Source organism: Mediterraneibacter sp. NSJ-151 (genome assembly GCF_022487435.1).
In the GTDB taxonomy this organism is placed as follows: Bacteria; Bacillota; Clostridia; order Lachnospirales; family Lachnospiraceae; genus Schaedlerella; species Schaedlerella hominis.
The window spans coordinates 170,905-188,686 of the sequence record NZ_JAKVPP010000006.1; the positions used below are offsets into that span (position 1 = coordinate 170,905).

Annotated in this window: 12 protein-coding genes and 1 other annotated feature; of the genes, 7 read left to right on the top strand and 5 right to left on the bottom strand. The window is 39.5% G+C overall.

The window, feature by feature from the left end:
* The first annotated feature begins 2 nt into the window (after positions 1–2).
* Entirely contained in the window at positions 3–3,686 is a 3,684-nt protein-coding gene (rpoC, locus tag LQE94_RS08155) for a DNA-directed RNA polymerase subunit beta' (protein ID WP_240577411.1), read from the top strand.
* A gap of 446 nt (positions 3,687–4,132) precedes the next feature.
* A complete protein-coding gene (locus tag LQE94_RS08160) occupies positions 4,133–6,112 on the top strand; it encodes a sodium-translocating pyrophosphatase (protein WP_118724742.1) in 1,980 nt (659 codons plus the stop codon).
* 238 nt (positions 6,113–6,350) lie between these two features.
* Here the strand turns inward: LQE94_RS08160 and LQE94_RS08165 are convergent, their stop codons facing one another.
* The 4 genes from LQE94_RS08165 to murC are packed head-to-tail and all read right to left on the bottom strand — an operon-like array spanning position 6,351 to position 11,041.
* The gene (locus LQE94_RS08165; RefSeq protein WP_118724745.1) at positions 6,351–7,535 is read right to left on the bottom strand and encodes a ribose-phosphate pyrophosphokinase; all 1,185 of its coding nucleotides are present in this window, start codon (positions 7,533–7,535) and stop codon (positions 6,351–6,353) included.
* Positions 7,535–8,536 carry an ATP-binding protein gene (locus LQE94_RS08170; RefSeq protein WP_118737633.1) on the bottom strand — a complete coding sequence of 334 codons (1,002 nt, stop codon included), beginning with the start codon at positions 8,534–8,536 and terminating at the stop codon, positions 7,535–7,537. The genes LQE94_RS08165 and LQE94_RS08170 overlap by 1 nt, the downstream gene beginning before the upstream one ends.
* 13 nt (positions 8,537–8,549) lie before the next feature.
* Positions 8,550–9,665, bottom strand: a complete 1,116-nt coding sequence (locus LQE94_RS08175) for a DnaD domain protein (RefSeq protein WP_240577438.1) — start codon at positions 9,663–9,665, stop codon at positions 8,550–8,552.
* Positions 9,665–11,041: a UDP-N-acetylmuramate--L-alanine ligase gene (gene murC / locus LQE94_RS08180; protein WP_240577412.1), complete on the bottom strand. Its 1,377-nt coding sequence runs from the start codon at positions 11,039–11,041 to the stop codon at positions 9,665–9,667. Before murC ends, LQE94_RS08175 begins: the two co-directional genes overlap by 1 nt.
* Positions 11,042–11,254: 213 nt before the next feature.
* Between murC and LQE94_RS08185 the strand changes: the two genes are divergently transcribed.
* Genes LQE94_RS08185 through spoVG form a run of 3 tightly spaced genes read left to right on the top strand, consistent with a single transcriptional unit; the run spans position 11,255 to position 13,975 of the window.
* Positions 11,255–12,529, top strand: coding sequence for a glucose-1-phosphate adenylyltransferase (locus tag LQE94_RS08185; protein WP_118724748.1), 1,275 nt, complete (start codon positions 11,255–11,257; stop codon positions 12,527–12,529).
* A complete protein-coding gene (gene glgD / locus LQE94_RS08190; RefSeq protein WP_118724749.1) occupies positions 12,526–13,644 on the top strand; it encodes a glucose-1-phosphate adenylyltransferase subunit GlgD in 1,119 nt (372 codons plus the stop codon). Before LQE94_RS08185 ends, glgD begins: the two co-directional genes overlap by 4 nt.
* A 46-nt stretch (positions 13,645–13,690) precedes the next feature.
* Positions 13,691–13,975 carry a septation regulator SpoVG gene (gene spoVG / locus LQE94_RS08195; RefSeq protein ID WP_240577413.1) on the top strand — a complete coding sequence of 95 codons (285 nt, stop codon included), beginning with the start codon at positions 13,691–13,693 and terminating at the stop codon, positions 13,973–13,975.
* Between the two features lie 93 nt (positions 13,976–14,068).
* Here the strand turns inward: spoVG and LQE94_RS08200 are convergent, their stop codons facing one another.
* Positions 14,069–14,737 (bottom strand): RluA family pseudouridine synthase, encoded by a 669-nt coding sequence (locus LQE94_RS08200; protein WP_240577414.1) that lies wholly within the window; start codon positions 14,735–14,737, stop codon positions 14,069–14,071.
* Between the two features lie 116 nt (positions 14,738–14,853).
* Here LQE94_RS08200 and LQE94_RS08205 point away from each other — a divergent pair, with 116 nt between their 5' ends.
* Complete coding sequence (locus LQE94_RS08205; RefSeq protein WP_240577415.1) at positions 14,854–16,131, top strand: 5-bromo-4-chloroindolyl phosphate hydrolysis family protein; 1,278 nt, start codon at positions 14,854–14,856, stop codon at positions 16,129–16,131.
* 33 nt (positions 16,132–16,164) lie between these two features.
* Positions 16,165–17,310: a toxic anion resistance protein gene (locus LQE94_RS08210; protein WP_118724751.1), complete on the top strand. Its 1,146-nt coding sequence runs from the start codon at positions 16,165–16,167 to the stop codon at positions 17,308–17,310.
* A gap of 182 nt (positions 17,311–17,492) precedes the next feature.
* Positions 17,493–17,695, top strand: a binding site (T-box leader).
* Positions 17,696–17,782: the final 87 nt, after the last annotated feature.

Sequence of the window (17,782 nt, forward strand, 5' to 3'; positions counted from 1 at the left end):
TTATGCCAACAAATAATGAACAGGAAAACCAGCAGTTATCGTTTGATGCAATCAAAATCGGTCTGGCTTCACCGGAAACAATCTTAGAATGGTCAAAAGGCGAAGTTACAAAGCCGGAAACAATTAACTATAGAACATTGAAACCTGAGAAAGACGGTCTTTTCTGCGAGCGTATTTTCGGACCTAGCAAGGACTGGGAATGCCACTGCGGTAAATACAAAAAGATCCGTTATAAAGGTGTTGTCTGCGATCGATGCGGCGTTGAGGTCACAAAGGCCTCCGTTCGTCGTGAGCGTATGGGACACATTGCCCTGGCAGCTCCGGTTTCTCATATCTGGTATTTCAAAGGAATTCCTAGCCGTATGGGATTGATTCTGGACATCTCACCAAGAACATTGGAGAGAGTACTGTATTTTGCATCTTATATCGTACTTGATAAAGGAGAGACAGATCTTCAGTACAAACAGATTCTTTCTGAGTCTGAATATCAGGAAGCAAAAGAAAAATGGGGCAAATCATTCCGTGTAGGTATGGGTGCTGAATCCATTAAAGAATTATTGGAAGCAATTGATCTTGAGAAAGAGTATGCAGAGCTGCAGGCTTCTCTTGAGAATGCTTCAGGACAGAAACGTGCAAGAATCGTGAAACGTCTGGAAGTTGTAGAAGCATTCCGCGAGTCTGGAAACAGACCAGAGTGGATGATCTTAACAGCAATTCCGGTTATCCCACCAGACTTACGTCCAATGGTACAGCTGGATGGTGGACGTTTTGCAACATCTGACTTAAATGACTTATATAGAAGAATTATCAATAGAAATAACCGTCTGAAGAGACTTCTCGAACTCGGAGCTCCGGATATCATCGTCCGCAACGAAAAGAGAATGCTTCAGGAAGCGGTAGATGCGTTGATCGACAATGGTCGTCGTGGCCGTCCGGTTACAGGACCTGGAAACAGAGCGCTGAAATCTCTCTCTGACATGCTGAAAGGTAAATCAGGACGTTTCCGTCAGAACCTGCTTGGTAAACGTGTAGACTACTCTGGACGTTCCGTTATCGTAGTAGGACCTGAACTTAAGATTTATCAGTGTGGTCTTCCAAAAGAGATGGCAATCGAGCTGTTTAAACCATTTGTTATGAAAGAGCTTGTAGCAAAGGGAACAGCACATAATATTAAAAATGCGAAGAAAATGGTAGAAAGACTTCAGCCGGAAGTATGGGATATTCTGGAAGAAGTAATCAAAGAGCATCCGGTTATGTTGAACCGTGCCCCTACACTTCACAGACTTGGTATTCAGGCGTTCGAGCCAATCCTTGTAGAAGGTAAAGCTATTAAGCTGCATCCATTGGTATGTACAGCCTTCAATGCCGACTTCGATGGAGACCAGATGGCGGTCCATGTACCATTGTCACAGGAAGCACAGGCAGAATGCCGTTTCCTCTTGCTTTCACCAAACAACCTGTTGAAACCATCTGATGGTGGACCGGTAGCCGTTCCTTCACAGGATATGGTACTTGGTATTTACTATCTGACACAGGAAAGACCAGGTTCTAAGGGCGAGGGAATGTTCTTCAAAGATTTGAATGAAGCAATCCTTGCATATGAAAATGGATATGTGACATTACACTCTAAGATTAAAGTGCGTGTGCATAAGACAATGGCAGATGGAAGAGAAGTAACTGGTATTATTCATGCAACATTGGGACGTATGTTATTCAATGAGATTATTCCACAGGATCTTGGATTCGTAGATCGTGAAGTAGAAGGTAATGAATTGTTACTGGAAGTTGATTTCCACGTAGGAAAGAAACAGTTGAAACAGATTCTTGAGAAAGTAATCAATACACATGGTGCTACTCAGACAGCAGAAGTACTTGATGATGTAAAAGCAATCGGTTACAAATATTCAACAAGAGCTGCTATGACAGTATCTATTTCAGACATGACAGTGCCACCTGAGAAACCACAGATTATCGAAGAGGCACAGAATACAGTTGATAAGATTACGAAGAACTATAAGCGTGGTCTTATTACAGAAGAAGAGCGTTACAAAGAAGTTGTAGAAACATGGAAAAACAGTGATGATAAGTTGACAGAGGCTCTGCTTACAGGTCTGGATAAATATAACAACATCTTCATGATGGCAGACTCAGGAGCCCGTGGTTCTGATAAACAGATCAAACAGCTTGCAGGTATGCGTGGATTGATGGCTGATACAACAGGTCGTACAATCGAGTTGCCTATCAAATCAAACTTCCGTGAAGGTCTGGACGTATTGGAGTACTTCATGTCAGCACATGGAGCTCGAAAAGGTATGTCAGATACAGCTCTTCGTACAGCCGATTCAGGTTACCTTACAAGACGTCTTGTTGACGTATCACAGGAATTGATTATTCATGACAGCGACTGTGTAGAAGGAACAGGAAAAGAAATTCCAGGAATGTATGTAAAAGCATTTATGGATGGTAATGAAGAAATCGAAAGCTTGCAGGAACGTATCACAGGACGTTTCTCTTGCGAAGATATCAAAGATAAAGATGGCAATGTCATCGTTAAGAAGAATCATATGATTACACCACTTCGTGCTGAAAAAGTTATGAAGAAGGGTGTAGACAGAAATGGAAAACCACTTGAAGAAGTGAAGATCCGTACAATCCTTACATGTAAGTGTAAGAATGGTGTTTGTACGAAGTGTTACGGTGCAAACATGGCAACAGGAGAAGCAGTTCAGGTAGGTGAGGCAGTTGGTATTATCGCTGCTCAGTCAATCGGAGAGCCAGGTACACAGCTTACTATGCGTACATTCCATAGTGGTGGTGTAGCCGGAGACGATATCACACAGGGTCTTCCTCGTGTCGAGGAGCTTTTTGAGGCAAGAAAACCTAAGGGTCTTGCTATCATCACAGAATTTGCAGGTGTTGCAAACATTAGTGATACAAAGAAAAAACGTGAAGTTATTGTAACAAATGATGAGACAGGTGAATCAAAAGCATACTTGATTCCTTACGGTTCTCGTATAAAAGTACAGGATGGACAGGTACTTGAAGCCGGTGACGAACTGACAGAAGGTAGCGTAAATCCACATGATATCCTGAAGATTAAAGGTTTACGTGCCGCTCAGGATTATCTCCTTCGCGAAGTACAGCGAGTATATCGTCTGCAGGGTGTAGAAATCAATGATAAGCATATCGAGGTTATTGTACGTCAGATGTTGAAGAAGATTCGCATCGAGGAAAATGGAGATACTTCATTCCTTCCGGGAAGTATGGTAAATGTGCTTGAATTTGAGGATGTAAACGAGAAGATGATAGCAGAAGGAAAAGAAGCTGCAACAGGAGAACAGATTATGCTTGGTATTACAAAAGCATCTCTTGCAACAGATTCATTTATGTCAGCAGCATCATTCCAGGAGACAACAAAAGTTTTAACAGAAGCTGCTATCAAAGGAAAAGTTGACCACCTTGTAGGTCTGAAGGAAAATGTTATCATTGGTAAACATATTCCGGCAGGTACAGGTATGGAAAAATATCGTGAAGTACATTTGAATACAGATATAAAAGTGGATGAAGACATTGACTTTGATGAGGATTTGGATTTTGAAGACGAGCTTCCGGTAGAGGACAATGCTGTTGAAGAAGTAACAGAAGCAGAAGCTGATGTGACAACAGAAGAAGATTCTGAAGAATAAGATTTCGTAATTTATGAATCATAAAAGAGGTTTTGTGAAAGTTGAGAAGACGGACACAGAACCTCTTTTTTGCGAAAAATTGTATGATTTGTAGAATTTGCATAAAAGAAGAAAGTTATATTTCTATTCATTATTCATCGGATATTTGCATAATATGAATTATAATTATGCTAAAAATTCATTAGATATGCATAAAAAAATTTAGGCGTAGAACGAAAAAGTGTAAAAAATGCGTATTACAGGAAATAACTTTGTAGAAAGTGTACAAATTGTGTAAGCATTTGCAAGATTAAAAAGAAATACTTGCAATAAAAAGTGTAAAAAGGTATAATTATAAAAGCTGAAAAATTTACGGTATTGTGGATTTTTCACGACGACGTACAGAATATATATAGGAAAAAGGGTATGTCGATAGGGATTATTTATTTTTCAGGGAGGATGAAACAATGGAAAACATGATGTTTCTTGTTCCGGTAGCAGCAGTACTTGCACTGTTGTTTGCAGCTTACCTTGCAGCAAAAGTAAGCAAGGAAGATGTCGGAACAGACAGAATGAAAGAGATTGCAGACGCAATCGCTGAAGGCGCTCGTGCCTTCTTGATGGCTGAGTACAAGATCCTGGTTATCTTCGTAGCCGTATTATTTGTATTAATCGGATTTGGAATCAGCTGGGTAACAGCAGTATGCTTCGTTGTCGGAGCACTGTTCTCAACAATCGCTGGATACTGTGGTATGACTGTTGCTACAAAAGCTAACGTAAGAACAGCTAATGCAGCAAGAACAAGTGGAATGAACAAGGCACTTTCAATCGCTTTCTCTGGTGGAGCTGTTATGGGTATGTGCGTAGCAGGTCTTGGAGCACTTGGTGTAAGTATTGTTTATATTGTAACAAAAAATGTTGATGTATTGTCAGGATTCAGTTTAGGAGCTTCTTCAATTGCTCTGTTTGCTCGTGTAGGTGGTGGTATCTATACAAAAGCAGCAGACGTTGGTGCTGACCTTGTAGGTAAAGTTGAAGCTGGTATCCCAGAAGATGACCCACGTAACCCAGCAGTTATCGCTGATAACGTAGGTGACAACGTAGGTGACGTTGCAGGTATGGGTGCTGACTTGTTTGAGTCTTATGTAGGATCACTTGTTTCTGCACTGACTCTCGGAGCAGTAACAGCAACTGTTTCTGGTGTATTATTCCCACTTGCAATTGCAGCTTGTGGTCTGATCGCTTCTATTCTCGGAACATTCTTCGTTAAAGGTGGAGAGAATGCGAATCCACAGAAAGCACTTACAAAAGGTGATTATGCTTCAGCTATCATCGTTGTAATCGCTTCTGTTGTATTAAGTAAAGTATTATTTGATGGTTTTGAAGCAGCAATCGCTGTTATTGCAGGTCTGATTGTTGGTGTTATTATCGGTAACGTTACAGAGTATTATACATCTGCAGATTACAATCCGGTTAAAAAGATTGGTGAGCAGTCTGAAACAGGTGCAGCTACAACAATCATTAGTGGTCTTGCAGTAGGTATGCAGTCAACAGCTATTCCACTGCTTTTAATCTGTGTAGCAATTTTCATTTCATACAAAGTAGACGGATTATATGGTATTGCACTTGCAGCAGTAGGTATGCTTTCAACTACAGGTATCACAGTTGCAGTTGATGCTTATGGTCCAATCGCAGATAATGCAGGTGGTATCGCAGAGATGTCAGGACTGGATGATTCTGTTCGTGAGATTACAGATAAACTTGATTCAGTTGGTAACACAACAGCAGCTATGGGTAAAGGATTCGCTATCGGATCTGCAGCTCTTACAGCTTTAGCTTTGTTCGTATCTTATGCACAGGCAGTACAGCTTGATTCAATCGACTTACTTAGCTATAAAGTAATCATCGGTATCTTTATCGGTGGTATGCTGACATTCCTTTTCTCAGCATTTACTATGGAGTCTGTATCTAAGGCTGCATACAAGATGATCGAGGAAGTTAGACGTCAGTTCCGTGAGAAACCAGGTATCATGAAGGGTGAAGATAAACCAGATTATACATCATGTGTATCTATCTCTACATCAGCAGCTCTTCACGAAATGCTTCTTCCAGGATTGATGGCAGTTATCGTTCCATTGTTAGTTGGTATCGTTCTTGGTGTTGAGTCCCTTGGAGGACTTCTTGCAGGAGCTCTTGTAACAGGTGTTCTGATGGCTATCTTTATGTCAAATGCCGGTGGTGCATGGGACAATGCTAAGAAATACATCGAAGAAGGACATCATGGCGGAAAAGGTAGTGAGGCTCACAAAGCAGCAGTCGTTGGTGATACAGTAGGTGATCCATTCAAAGATACATCAGGTCCATCTATTAACATCCTGATCAAACTTATGACAGTAGTATCACTTGTATTTGCACCACTCTTCCTTTCAATCGGCGGACTTCTGTAATATTAAATACAAGAGTAATATAAAATAAGAAAGGCTGTATATCTGTTTTGGATATGCAGTCTTTTTTTCACATTGATTGGAAAATCAAAATAAAAAAGTGGATAAAAAAAGAAATCCGAATGCATTATGTGAATAACATCCGGATTTCTTTTTGCTGTTAGAGATACAAGATTCTATCTTGTAAAAAGTAAATGTTTTGTTGCTTTTTTAATCAGCAACAGTTTATAGAAAAGAGATATTAAATCTCTTCGCCATTGTTGTATTTGCGAAGTACATTCTGAATTCTTTCGTTTGGACTCAGAATATTGCTTAAAGAACCATCATGGTTTAATGTGTCGATGATCAAAGCAATATATTTGCTCATGTCACAGTTAATATAATAAGGTTTTGACAATAACTCAGGTGTCTGATAAATCAGGTTTGTTGTCAAGATACCATGGATGATTCCTTTTTCATATGCTTCATCGAATTTAGCCAGTCCATTTGTGAAAAGACCAAATGTTGCAGCAGCATAGATGCGGTTAGCTTTTCTACGTTTCAGTTCAGTAGCAACTTCGATGATACTGTCTCCGGAAGAAATCATGTCATCAATGATGATTACATCTTTTCCTTCTACAGAAGAACCAAGGAATTCGTGGGCAACGATAGGATTACGTCCGTCTACGATTTTGGTATAATCTCTTCTCTTGTAGAACATACCCATATCAAGACCAAGTACGTTGGCAAGATAAACGGCACGATTTGTACCACCTTCATCCGGGCTGATTGCCATCATGTGTTCGCTGTCGATTTTAAGATCTTTTACTGTGCGCAGAAGACCTTTGATAAACTGGTATGTTGGTGAAACTGTTTCAAATCCGCTAAGTGGGATTGCATTCTGTACACGTGGATCATGTGCATCAAATGTAATGATGTTGTCAACGCCCATACGTACAAGCTCCTGAAGTGCAAGAGCACAGTCAAGAGACTCACGTCCTGTTCTTTTGTGCTGACGGCTTTCGTATAAGAAAGGCATGATTACGTTGATACGACGACCCTTTCCACCAACAGCAGCGATAACACGTTTCAGGTTCTGATAATGATCATCAGGAGACATGTGGTTAATGTTTCCTGTCAATGAATAAGTTAAGCTGTAATTACATACATCTACCATTAGATAAAGGTCTTTACCACGTACAGATTCGTTGATAATACCTTTTGCTTCTCCGGAACCAAAACGAGGTACTTTGGCATCGATGATAAATGAATCTTTTTCATATCCTGTAAATGCAACATCATCTTTGTACTGATGAGCACTTTCTTTTCTCCATTTTACGAGGTAGTCATTGACTTTGTTGCCAAGAGCTTCACATCCTGTAACAGGAATGATTCCTAAGGCTCCTACTGGAATATTTTCTAAATTGAGTTCACTTCTGTGCAGCATTATTTGCCCTCCCTATTAGCACGTATTTTTTTAATTATTCTAATATCATCGCCGAATAATCTCAGCAAGATATAGTTACTGGTGATTCGTGAAAAAGAACGTTCTGTGTAAAGGTCTGCCAACGAATCCAGTGAAAGGTTCGTTGAGACAACGGTCGATTTCATATTTAAAAGTCTTTCATTAATGCAGGTAAAGAACTGAGAAGCCGTAAATGCATTGGCAAGCTCGGTTCCTAAATCATCTACGATCAGTAAATCGCAATCGTAAACATATTGTTGCATTTGCTTTGATTCATAATCATTATGATCAAATGTTCCCTGAGCCAGAATGTTGAATAAATTTGGCGCCGAATAATAGAGAACAGAGTATCCGGCATCGATTAAATCTCTGGCGATGCAATTGGAAAGAAAAGTCTTTCCGACACCGACATCTCCGTAAAGAAAAATATTGTCGGATGTATGTCCAAAATTTTGAACAAAATTTTTACAAGTCTGATAAGCGTGCTCCATAATAGCACGAGATGTTTTCCCTGTTTTTGGATCCACCTGTCGGTCAGAATAATAATCAAGACAAAATGTATCAAAATTCTCGGATTCCAGAATGCCCTTCAAGTTAGATTGTTCATAAAGCAGTTTTGTGATAGCACGTTTAAAGCAACGGCACTTTACATTTCCAATATAACCGGTATCCTTACAGTCAGGACATTCATATACCGGTTCAAGGTAATCAGCAGGAAAACCGGCAGAGGTAAGCAGCTGTTGTTTGCTGCTTCGCAGAATGTTAAGCTCCTCTTTTAAAGAATCTAAAGCACTCTCATCACCATCGAGCAAGCGTCTGCCGTATTGGACTGACATAATTGAAATTGATTCATCCAGTGATTTGAATTCCGGTAATTTCTTATATACATCTTCATAATGTTGCGTGAGAATGTCATGGCTTTTAAGCTGCTTTTGCTCATATTCACGCATGATTGTCTGGTATTGTGAATTCGTTAGTCCCACGATACTACTCCTTCTAATTACTGTTTAATAATTGTTCTTCTAATGAATCCATATCATAAGCACGTCGCTCAAAATTATTCAGGTTTTTTGTGATTGGCTTAGATTTTGATACGTTTCTTCGTGCCTGTTTTTCTTTTTGGAACACGGTATCCAATGCAGTAATGTCATTTAAGTGGTGTACATTGTTCTGCTGCCAATGTTCTAAAATTGTATCTGTATATTCAAAACTTGGCTGATGCGTAGCGGAAATTGTACGTCGGCAGGCCTCTTGAACAATATCAAGAGAAAATCCCATCTCATCAGTCCATTTTTTAATATAGACAAGCTCAGAGTCGGCTGGCCCACGGTTTTTGATGCCGAATGCATTTAATACAGTATAGCAGTTTTTGTTATAATTAGCAGAATTACGCCGTGCCTGTTCTACACTTGTAATACCTTCATCAGCCCACGATAAAGCAACCTTTTGGATGTAATGGATACTTTTATGTCCGCTTTCTACACAAGATTCAATCAGGTACTCGATCAGTCTGGCTGACATACCTAAATCTTTATAGAAATATGTAATTGCTTCGACATCTGTATGAGATAAAGTTTTTCCAAGATACTGTTCTGCGATGAATAAAAGTGATCTTAACTCTTTCTTTTCCATCGAAGAATCAGAAGCGTGTTTATTTTTGTGCGACACAGTATCTTTAGGTGCTGTTGCAGGCTCTTGTTTAGGTACTTTAGCTTTCACAGGAGTCTCATCACTATCAGCTGTGATGGAAACTTCCTTGGATGCAGTTGCAATCGAAGAAATGCTTTCTTTACTGATATTGTTTGACGGAGATTGTCCTGCCTGCAGGAGTTCAATTCCGGAAACGCTATGTTCACAATCGTACTCGATACTTAGCAGTTCGTTACTTTCCCAATAACGGAAGGCACGCAAAATATCATTCTCCGTATTATTCAAACAATCCGCAATGCCGGAAATGGTAAGGCTCATAGAAGAATCCTCCATATGCCTCAGCAAAAAAAGATAAACTTTTACAAACTCACCATTTGCAGTAGCCATATAATTGTCAATAAAATAATTAGAGACAAGAGTGGCATTGCTTTGAAAATGATTGGATAATTTTATTGTATTCATCATTTTAATAAATCTTCTCCGATATTTACAACATCTCCGGCTCCCATTGTGATCAAGAGATCACCCGCAGAGCAGTGCTCTTTTAAGAAATCTTCAATCTCTGCAAAACTTGGGAAGTAGTAAGCGTCTGTACCAAGCTTTTTCACTTCTTCTGCAAGAGCCTTGGAAGAAACACCAAGTGTGTCTGTCTCACGCGCAGCATAAATATCAGCAAGTACCAGATGGTCTGCGTGGGAAAGTGCTTCTGCAAATTCATTGAAAAATGCTTTTGTGCGTGTGTAAGTATGAGGCTGGAATACACACCACAGTTCGTTGTGAGGGTAATGCGTTGCAGCCTTTAAAGTTGCTTTAATCTCCGTTGGATGATGTGCATAGTCATCAACAATTGTAATGCCGTCCAGAGTGCCCTTATATTCAAAACGACGGTCTGTTCCGGAGAACGAGAGCAGTCCTTTTTCAATAACAGGCATTGAAATGTTCAGAAGCTTTGCAGTTGCGATCGCAGCTAAAGCATTTGAAACATTATGGTCTCCGGTTACAGAAAGCTGGATATGGTCTGTGACATGTCCTTTCTCTACAAGGTCGAATGCAACACAGCCTTTTTCGTTGTAGCTGACATTCTGAAAACTATAATCTGCATCAGCGGAAGAACCATAAGTAATCACATTACAAGATAATCCGGCAAAAATTTCTTCATAATTCTGAATATCATGGTTGATGATTAAAGTTCCATCTTCCGGCAAAAGAGCTGCAAACTGATGGAAAGAATGACGAATATCTTCCAGGTCCTTGAAGAAGTCCAAATGATCTTCTTCAATGTTCAGAATAATCCCGATTGTCGGGAAGAAATGAAGAAAACTATTCGTGTACTCACAGGCTTCTGTGATAAATGTTTCGGATTTTCCTACACGGATATTCCCTCCGATAGCCTGGAGAATACCGCCTACAGAAATCGTAGGATCAACATCTCCTTCCAGTAAAATGTGAGAAATCATAGATGTCGTTGTAGTTTTGCCGTGTGTACCTGATACAGCAATAGATGTATCATAGTTTTTCATTAACTGGCCAAGTAATTCTGCACGAGTCAGCATAGGAATCTTGCGGGCAACAGCTTCCATTAATTCTGGGTTAGCTTTGTTGATCGCAGCAGTGTAAACAACACACTGAATACCATCGATAATATTCTCCGCCTTCTGACCGTAGAAAATGTGCGCACCATGTTCTTCGAGCTGGCGGGTAAGCGGAGACTCTTTTGAATCAGAACCAGTAACAGTAAATCCTTCTTCCAGTAAAATCTCTGCGAGACCGCTCATACTGATACCGCCAATTCCGATGAAATGGATGTGAATTGGTTTTTCAAAATCGATCTTATACATAAATTAGGTACCTTCTTTTACTTTTTTTCAAAAAGAGTCATAAAAAGACTCTATCCATTATATTATACTATATATGGAGAAAATTTAAAGAAGTTCTTTTTAGTAAAAATAAATAAAAAGAGTTAAATTTCCTTTATGAATTTGTAAAAAATGTGCACATGAAATGAAAAGTATGATATAATAAGTGCATCTAACTAGAAATGAGGTGACTACATGATTAAAAAGGAAATGATTGCCATGCTCCTTGCGGGTGGACAAGGCAGTCGATTGGGGGTTCTTACAGCGAAAGTAGCAAAACCAGCAGTTGCTTTTGGCGGCAAGTACCGAATTATTGATTTCCCGTTAAGTAACTGTATTAATTCGGGTGTAGACACAGTGGGTGTGTTGACACAGTATCAGCCATTACGCTTGAATACACATATTGGTATTGGTATTCCTTGGGATTTGGATCGAAATGTAGGAGGGGTATCAATTTTACCGCCGTATGAAAAGAGTACAAACAGTGAGTGGTACACTGGTACTGCAAACGCGATATATCAGAACCTGGAGTACATGGAGTCTTATAATCCGGACTATGTATTGATTCTTTCAGGTGATCATATATACAAGATGGACTATGAGGTTATGTTGGATTATCACAAGGCGAATAAGGCAGATGTGACAATTGCAGCAATGCCGGTTCCGATGGAAGAGGCAAGCCGTTTCGGTATTGTAGTGACAGATGATGACGGAAGAATCAAAGAATTTGAAGAAAAGCCGGAGCATCCAAGCAGCAATCTTGCATCTATGGGTATTTACATATTCAGTTGGCCGGTGTTAAGAGATGCTTTGGTCAAATTATCAGAGCAGCCGAATTGTGATTTTGGTAAACATATCATTCCATATTGTCATGAAAAAGGAGACAGGCTTTTTGCTTATGAATATAATGGATACTGGAAAGATGTCGGTACATTAAGTTCATATTGGGAAGCAAATATGGAGTTGATCGATATTATTCCTGAATTTAATCTTTACGAAGAATTCTGGAAGATTTATACAAATAGTTCTAACATTCCGCCGCAGTATATTTCAAATGAAGCTGTTGTGGATCGTTGTATTATTAGTAATGGAACAGAGGTATATGGCGAGGTACATAATTCTGTGCTGGGAGCCGGAGTAACAATCGGAAAAGGCAGCGTGGTTCGTGACTCTATTATTATGAGAGATGTTATGATTGGTGAGAATTGTGTGATCGAGAAAGCCATTATAGCTGAAGATACTGAAATCGGTAATAATGTAGTCATTGGCGTTGGAAGTGAAGTTCCAAACAAAGTAAAACCAAATATTTATAGTGGCGGGCTTGCCACGATCGGAGAAAAATCAAAGATTCCGTCAAATGTTCAGATCGGAAAGAATACCGCCGTTAGTGGTGTGACATCCATAGAAGATTACAGTGATGGAGTGCTTGCAAGTGGAGAGACATTAATAAAGGCAGGTGAGCGAGTATGAGAGCAGTAGGAATTATTCTGGCAGGTGGAAACAGCAGAAAGATGCAGGAGCTGACAGAAAAACGTGCAGTGGCTGCTATGCCGATCGCGACCAGTTATCGTGCGATTGATTTTGCATTGAGTAATATGACAAATTCAAAAATACAGAAAGTTGCCGTATTGACACAGTATAATGCAAGATCATTGAATGAACATTTGAATTCATCAAAATGGTGGAATTTCGGAAGGAAACAAGGTGGATTGTATGTGTTTACGCCGACGATTACATCGGATAATGGATATTGGTATCGTGGAACAGCAGATGCAATTTATCAGAATCTTGATTTCCTGAAAAAATGTCATGAACCATATGTTGTGATTACATCAGGAGATGCAGTGTACAAATTGGACTATAACAAAGTGTTGGAATATCATATTGCAAAGAAAGCTGATATCACAGTAGTTGTCAAAGAACTAGATGACAATGAAGATGCAACACGTTATGGTACAGTACGGATGAATGAATCTGCAAGAATCGAAGAATTTGAAGAGAAGCCGATGATTGCTCATTCACAGACAGTTTCTACAGGAATTTATGTGATGAGAAGAAGACAGCTTATCGACTTGATCGAACGTTGTGCAGAAGAAGAACGTCATGATTTTGTAAATGATATTTTGATTCGTTACAAAAATCTGAAAAAGATTTATGGATATAAAATTAGCAGCTACTGGAGCAATATTTCAACAGTGGATGCATACTACAAGACAAATATGGACTTCTTAAAACCGGAAGTCAGAGACTATTTCTTTAAACAGTTACCGGAGATATATTCTAAGGTAAGTGATTTGCCTCCGGCAAAGTATAATCCTGGAGCAGTAGTTAAAAATAGCCTTGTAGGAAGTGGTAGTATCATCAACGGTACGATTGAGAATTCAGTTATTTTTAAGAAAGTTTATGTTGGAAATAATTGTGTGATCAAGAATTCAATTATATTAAATGATGTATATCTTGGAGATAATACTTATATTGAAAATTGTATTGTTGAAAGCAGAGATACAATACGTGCAAATACCAGACATATAGGTGAGAATGGTGTCAAGGTAGTTGTTGAGAAAAATGAAAGATATGCCTTATAAAGAAAAGTGTTAATAGAATCATGCAGACGAGAAAGGAGACTAGAATATGCAGATCACAGATGTGCGCGTTCGTAAAGTCGCAAAAGAGGGAAAATTAAAGGCAGTTGTATCCATTACATTTGATGATGAATTTGTTGTACATGACATCAAGGTAATTGAAGGCGAAAAAGGTTTATTTATTGCGATGCCAAGCAAAAAAGCAATGGATGGGGAATATCGTGATATAGCACATCCAATTAACTCAGGTACTCGTGACAGAATTCAGAGTACAATTTTAGAAAAATACAAACAGGCTTTGGAAGAAGAACCAGAGGCAACAGTAGAAATCTAACCTTGTTGAACAAATAAAGACGACATGCAGCACATAGTAAGAATGCGTTGCATGTCGTTTTCGTTTGTGGAGTAATCTGAAAGAAATGCAGAACTAAAGATTTACAGCATAACAGGTTTCGGGCAAAAGAAACTCCAATTGTTTATGAGTACGAGGATGTTTTAAAGTAAGCCGGCAGGCAAATAATTGTAATCCATGAAAATCGGATGAAGGGTCTTCTGCGGTTCCGTATTTGCGGTCACCGACAATGGGGCAACCAAGATGTGACATCTGCACGCGGATCTGATGGTGTCGGCCTGTTTTAAGCGTGATTTCAGCAAGTGTAAAAGCATCTTTTTGTTGTAATACCTTATAATGTAATTCTGCTTTTTTTGCTCCAGGAGTGTCAGGCTCACAAACGGAAGAAGTGTTTGTGCGTCCGTCTTTTACAAGATAATCTATGCAGTCGCCTTCGTTTGAAGGGAGGCAGCCGGAAAGCCAGGTGCGATAATATTTCCCAAATCCTTCTGACTGAAGCTGGTGATTTAATTCTTTTGCTGCAAAAGGTGTTTTCGCAAAGACAAGCAGTCCAGTGACAGGCTGGTCTAAACGATGAATAACGGCAAGGTAAGGAGGCTGTTTGCTCTTTGTGTTGTGAGCAATGTGATTTTTTAAGATGCTTACCATATCCGGTGAACCGATACGTTTACTTTGTGTCGCGATTCCGGCAGGTTTAATACATACGATTAATTCGGAATCTTCATATATAATTTCTGGCTTCATAATATCTATCCCCTGTTCTTGACTTTTGGCAATATTCTGTCTAAACTGATTATCATATAAAAGAATCATCAGGTCAAGAGAGAGTATAATCCTTTTGAGAAGGAGTAGATGGAAAAATGAAAAATCAAGATTGGGAAAGGTTTGGGGAAGATATAAAAAGAAGTGTGCAGGATGCCGTGGATTCAGGAGATTTCAGTAGATTGAACCAGACAATAACGAATACGGTAAATGGAGCTGCAGATGCATTTGCGGACACAATGCGTAATGTGGGTGATCGGGTAAATCAGAATCGCAGACCACGTTACGGAGAAACTTTTTATGGAATGCCTCAATACGAAAAAAAGACACAACAAAAAAGAGCGAACAGTCAGAATGGGCAAGTAAATAATAGATATTCAACAGGAGGTTTCGTGACTCCGACAAAGCCTATGCTATATAGAAGTACCAGTGCAGCAAAAGTTGGTGCGATTGTGATGAGTGTATGCGGATACATGATGTCGGGATTTAATTTCCTTGTCTGTATTTCAGCGGTTATAGCACTGGTGGTGGGAGTATCTAATAAGGCAGGAGTACTTGCGGTAGCAATCATATTTGGGATACTTGGGATAGCGACGACATTGATCGGCGTGGCAGGTACGAAAAAAATAGGCGGAATCAAACGTTTCCGACAGTACTTACAGACAATGGGTGGAAAAGAATATTGTGATATACGTAAATTGGCAGAGTATGTTGGGAAAAATGAAAAATATGTTTTGAAAGATATAAAGAATATGATACGGAGAGGCTGGTTTATTCAAGGACACTTGGATACCCAGGAAAAATGTCTTATTTCAAGTCATGATGCGTATCGTCAATATACTGATATGATGGAACAGCAACAAGAACAAAAGGATACGTTAGAAAGACAGCAAAAAGCGGCGGAGGAAGAGCGTAAAAAGAAAGAAGAAAAAGGACTTACGCCGGAAGTACAGGAGATTGTTGAGGCGGGAGAAGAGTATATACGCAAAATTCATGAAAGTAATGATGCGATTCCGGGAGAAGAAATTTCAGCAAAGATTTCCAGAATGGAGATGCTGGTTGATAAAATATTTGACCGTGTAGAGGAGAATCCGGAAACAGTAGGAGATTTACATCGTTTGATGAATTATTATCTTCCAACAACGGTGAAGCTTTTAGAAGCATATGAAGAACTGGACAGACAGCCAATTCAAGGAGATAATATTTTATCTTCAAAAGATGAAATCGAAAAAACGCTGGATACATTGAATATTGCGTTTGAAAAACTGTTGGATGCAATGTTTCAGGATACGGCGTGGGATGTTGCCAGTGACATTTCTGTGTTGAAGACGATGCTTGCACAGGAAGGACTGACAGAGGACGGACTTAAAAAATAAAAAAATGGTTGCGAAAAGAAAAGAGGAAATGTTATGGAAAATAATTTTAAAGATTTTGATACAACGCCTACATTGACATTAGATCCATTTCAAACAGCAGAAGAGAAACAAGAACCGGCTGTGGTAGAAGAAAAGAAAGAAGAAGTTATAGCGGAAGAAAATGTTTTGTCAGAAGAAGAAAGGCAGATGGCGGAGAAATTTGCAGAGCAGATTGATCTTACAAATTCTAATATGATTCTGCAGTATGGAGCAGGCACACAAAAGAAGATGGCGGATTTTTCGGAAAGTGCACTGGAAAATGTGAGAACAAAGGATCTTGGCGAAGTGGGTAATTTGTTGAGCGGTGTAGTAAAGGAACTGAAATCTTTTGATGAAGAGGAAGAAAAAGGCTTTCTGGGAATATTTAAGAAAAGCTCAAACAAAATCACAGCAATGAAAACAAAGTATGCCAAGGCAGAGACGAATGTAAATCAAATATGTAAAGTGCTGGAATCACATCAGGTTCAGCTTATGAAAGATGTTGCACTTCTGGATAAGATGTATGAATTGAATCTTACTTATTATAAAGAATTAACTATGTACATTGTAGCCGGAAAGAAAAAATTAAATGAAGTCAGAAACGGAGAACTTCAGGATTTGTTGCAGAAAGCACAGACAACAGGACTTGCAGAAGATGCACAGGCAGCGAAAGATTTAGATTCTATGTGTAATCGCTTTGAAAAGAAATTACATGATCTTGAGCTGACTCGCCAGATTTCGATGCAGACAGCACCACAGATCAGACTGGTACAGGGAAATGATACGTTGATGGTAGAAAAAATCCAGTCTACGATTGTGAACACAATTCCGTTATGGAAGAGTCAGATGGTACTTGGGCTGGGCGTAGAACATTCTGCACAGGCGGCTGCAGCACAGCGTGAAGTGACAAATATGACAAATGAACTGTTGAAGAAAAATGCAGAAAAATTAAAGATGGCAACGATAGATACAGTGAAAGAGTCAGAAAGAGGAATCGTTGATATCGAGACATTAAAACAGACAAACGAATCCTTGATCTCTACATTAGATGAGGTGATGCATATTCAGCAGGAAGGCCGTGAAAAACGAAAAGCAGCGGAGCAGGAGATGCAGAAACTGGAGTTGGATTTGAAACAAAAATTGTTGCAGATCCAGAAGTGATAAGCGGCGGAAATGCAGTTACTGTTCACTCCCGTGTCAATCACTACGCTGATTGACACGGAGGATGCACGTTTTACCTTGAACGGCATCTCGCCCATCGCCAAAGGCGATTTAAAATGGCGAGATGCGTTTGCCTATCTTGACATTTTTGGGTAATTCGGGTAAAATTGCAACGATATGTGATATGAGCGTTGAACAGGGTTAGTATATGTTGGAAACGGCACAGAGAGGGAATCATTTGCTGGGAGATTTCTGCGGAGATAATATAGAACCTGCCTGGGAGCTTCTGTATGAAAGTACAGCGTGAGTCAGCGTTAATGACAGATAAAGAGAATCACAACAGTGGTTAATTAGGGTGGTACCGCCGAGAACTTCGGTCCCTTTTCGTTTGGAAGGGAATGGAAGTTCCCGGCGTTTTTTATTTCCGAAGGCAGGTGCATTTTTAGAAATGAAAAATGTATTCCGATAAAAA

Bases quoted from the DNA above. Each gene is read 5' to 3' on its own strand.
- rpoC (WP_240577411.1), top strand. From the start codon at position 3: ATGCCAACAAATAATGAACAGGAAAACCAGCAGTTATCGTTTGATGCA.
- LQE94_RS08160 (WP_118724742.1), top strand. From the start codon at position 4,133: ATGGAAAACATGATGTTTCTTGTTCCGGTAGCAGCAGTACTTGCACTG.
- LQE94_RS08165 (WP_118724745.1), bottom strand. From the start codon at position 7,535: ATGCTGCACAGAAGTGAACTCAATTTAGAAAATATTCCAGTAGGAGCC.
- LQE94_RS08175 (WP_240577438.1), bottom strand. From the start codon at position 9,665: ATGAATACAATAAAATTATCCAATCATTTTCAAAGCAATGCCACTCTT.
- murC (WP_240577412.1), bottom strand. From the start codon at position 11,041: ATGTATAAGATCGATTTTGAAAAACCAATTCACATCCATTTCATCGGA.
- LQE94_RS08185 (WP_118724748.1), top strand. From the start codon at position 11,255: ATGATTAAAAAGGAAATGATTGCCATGCTCCTTGCGGGTGGACAAGGC.
- glgD (WP_118724749.1), top strand. From the start codon at position 12,526: ATGAGAGCAGTAGGAATTATTCTGGCAGGTGGAAACAGCAGAAAGATG.
- spoVG (WP_240577413.1), top strand. From the start codon at position 13,691: ATGCAGATCACAGATGTGCGCGTTCGTAAAGTCGCAAAAGAGGGAAAA.
- LQE94_RS08200 (WP_240577414.1), bottom strand. From the start codon at position 14,737: ATGAAGCCAGAAATTATATATGAAGATTCCGAATTAATCGTATGTATT.
- LQE94_RS08205 (WP_240577415.1), top strand. From the start codon at position 14,854: ATGAAAAATCAAGATTGGGAAAGGTTTGGGGAAGATATAAAAAGAAGT.
- LQE94_RS08210 (WP_118724751.1), top strand. From the start codon at position 16,165: ATGGAAAATAATTTTAAAGATTTTGATACAACGCCTACATTGACATTA.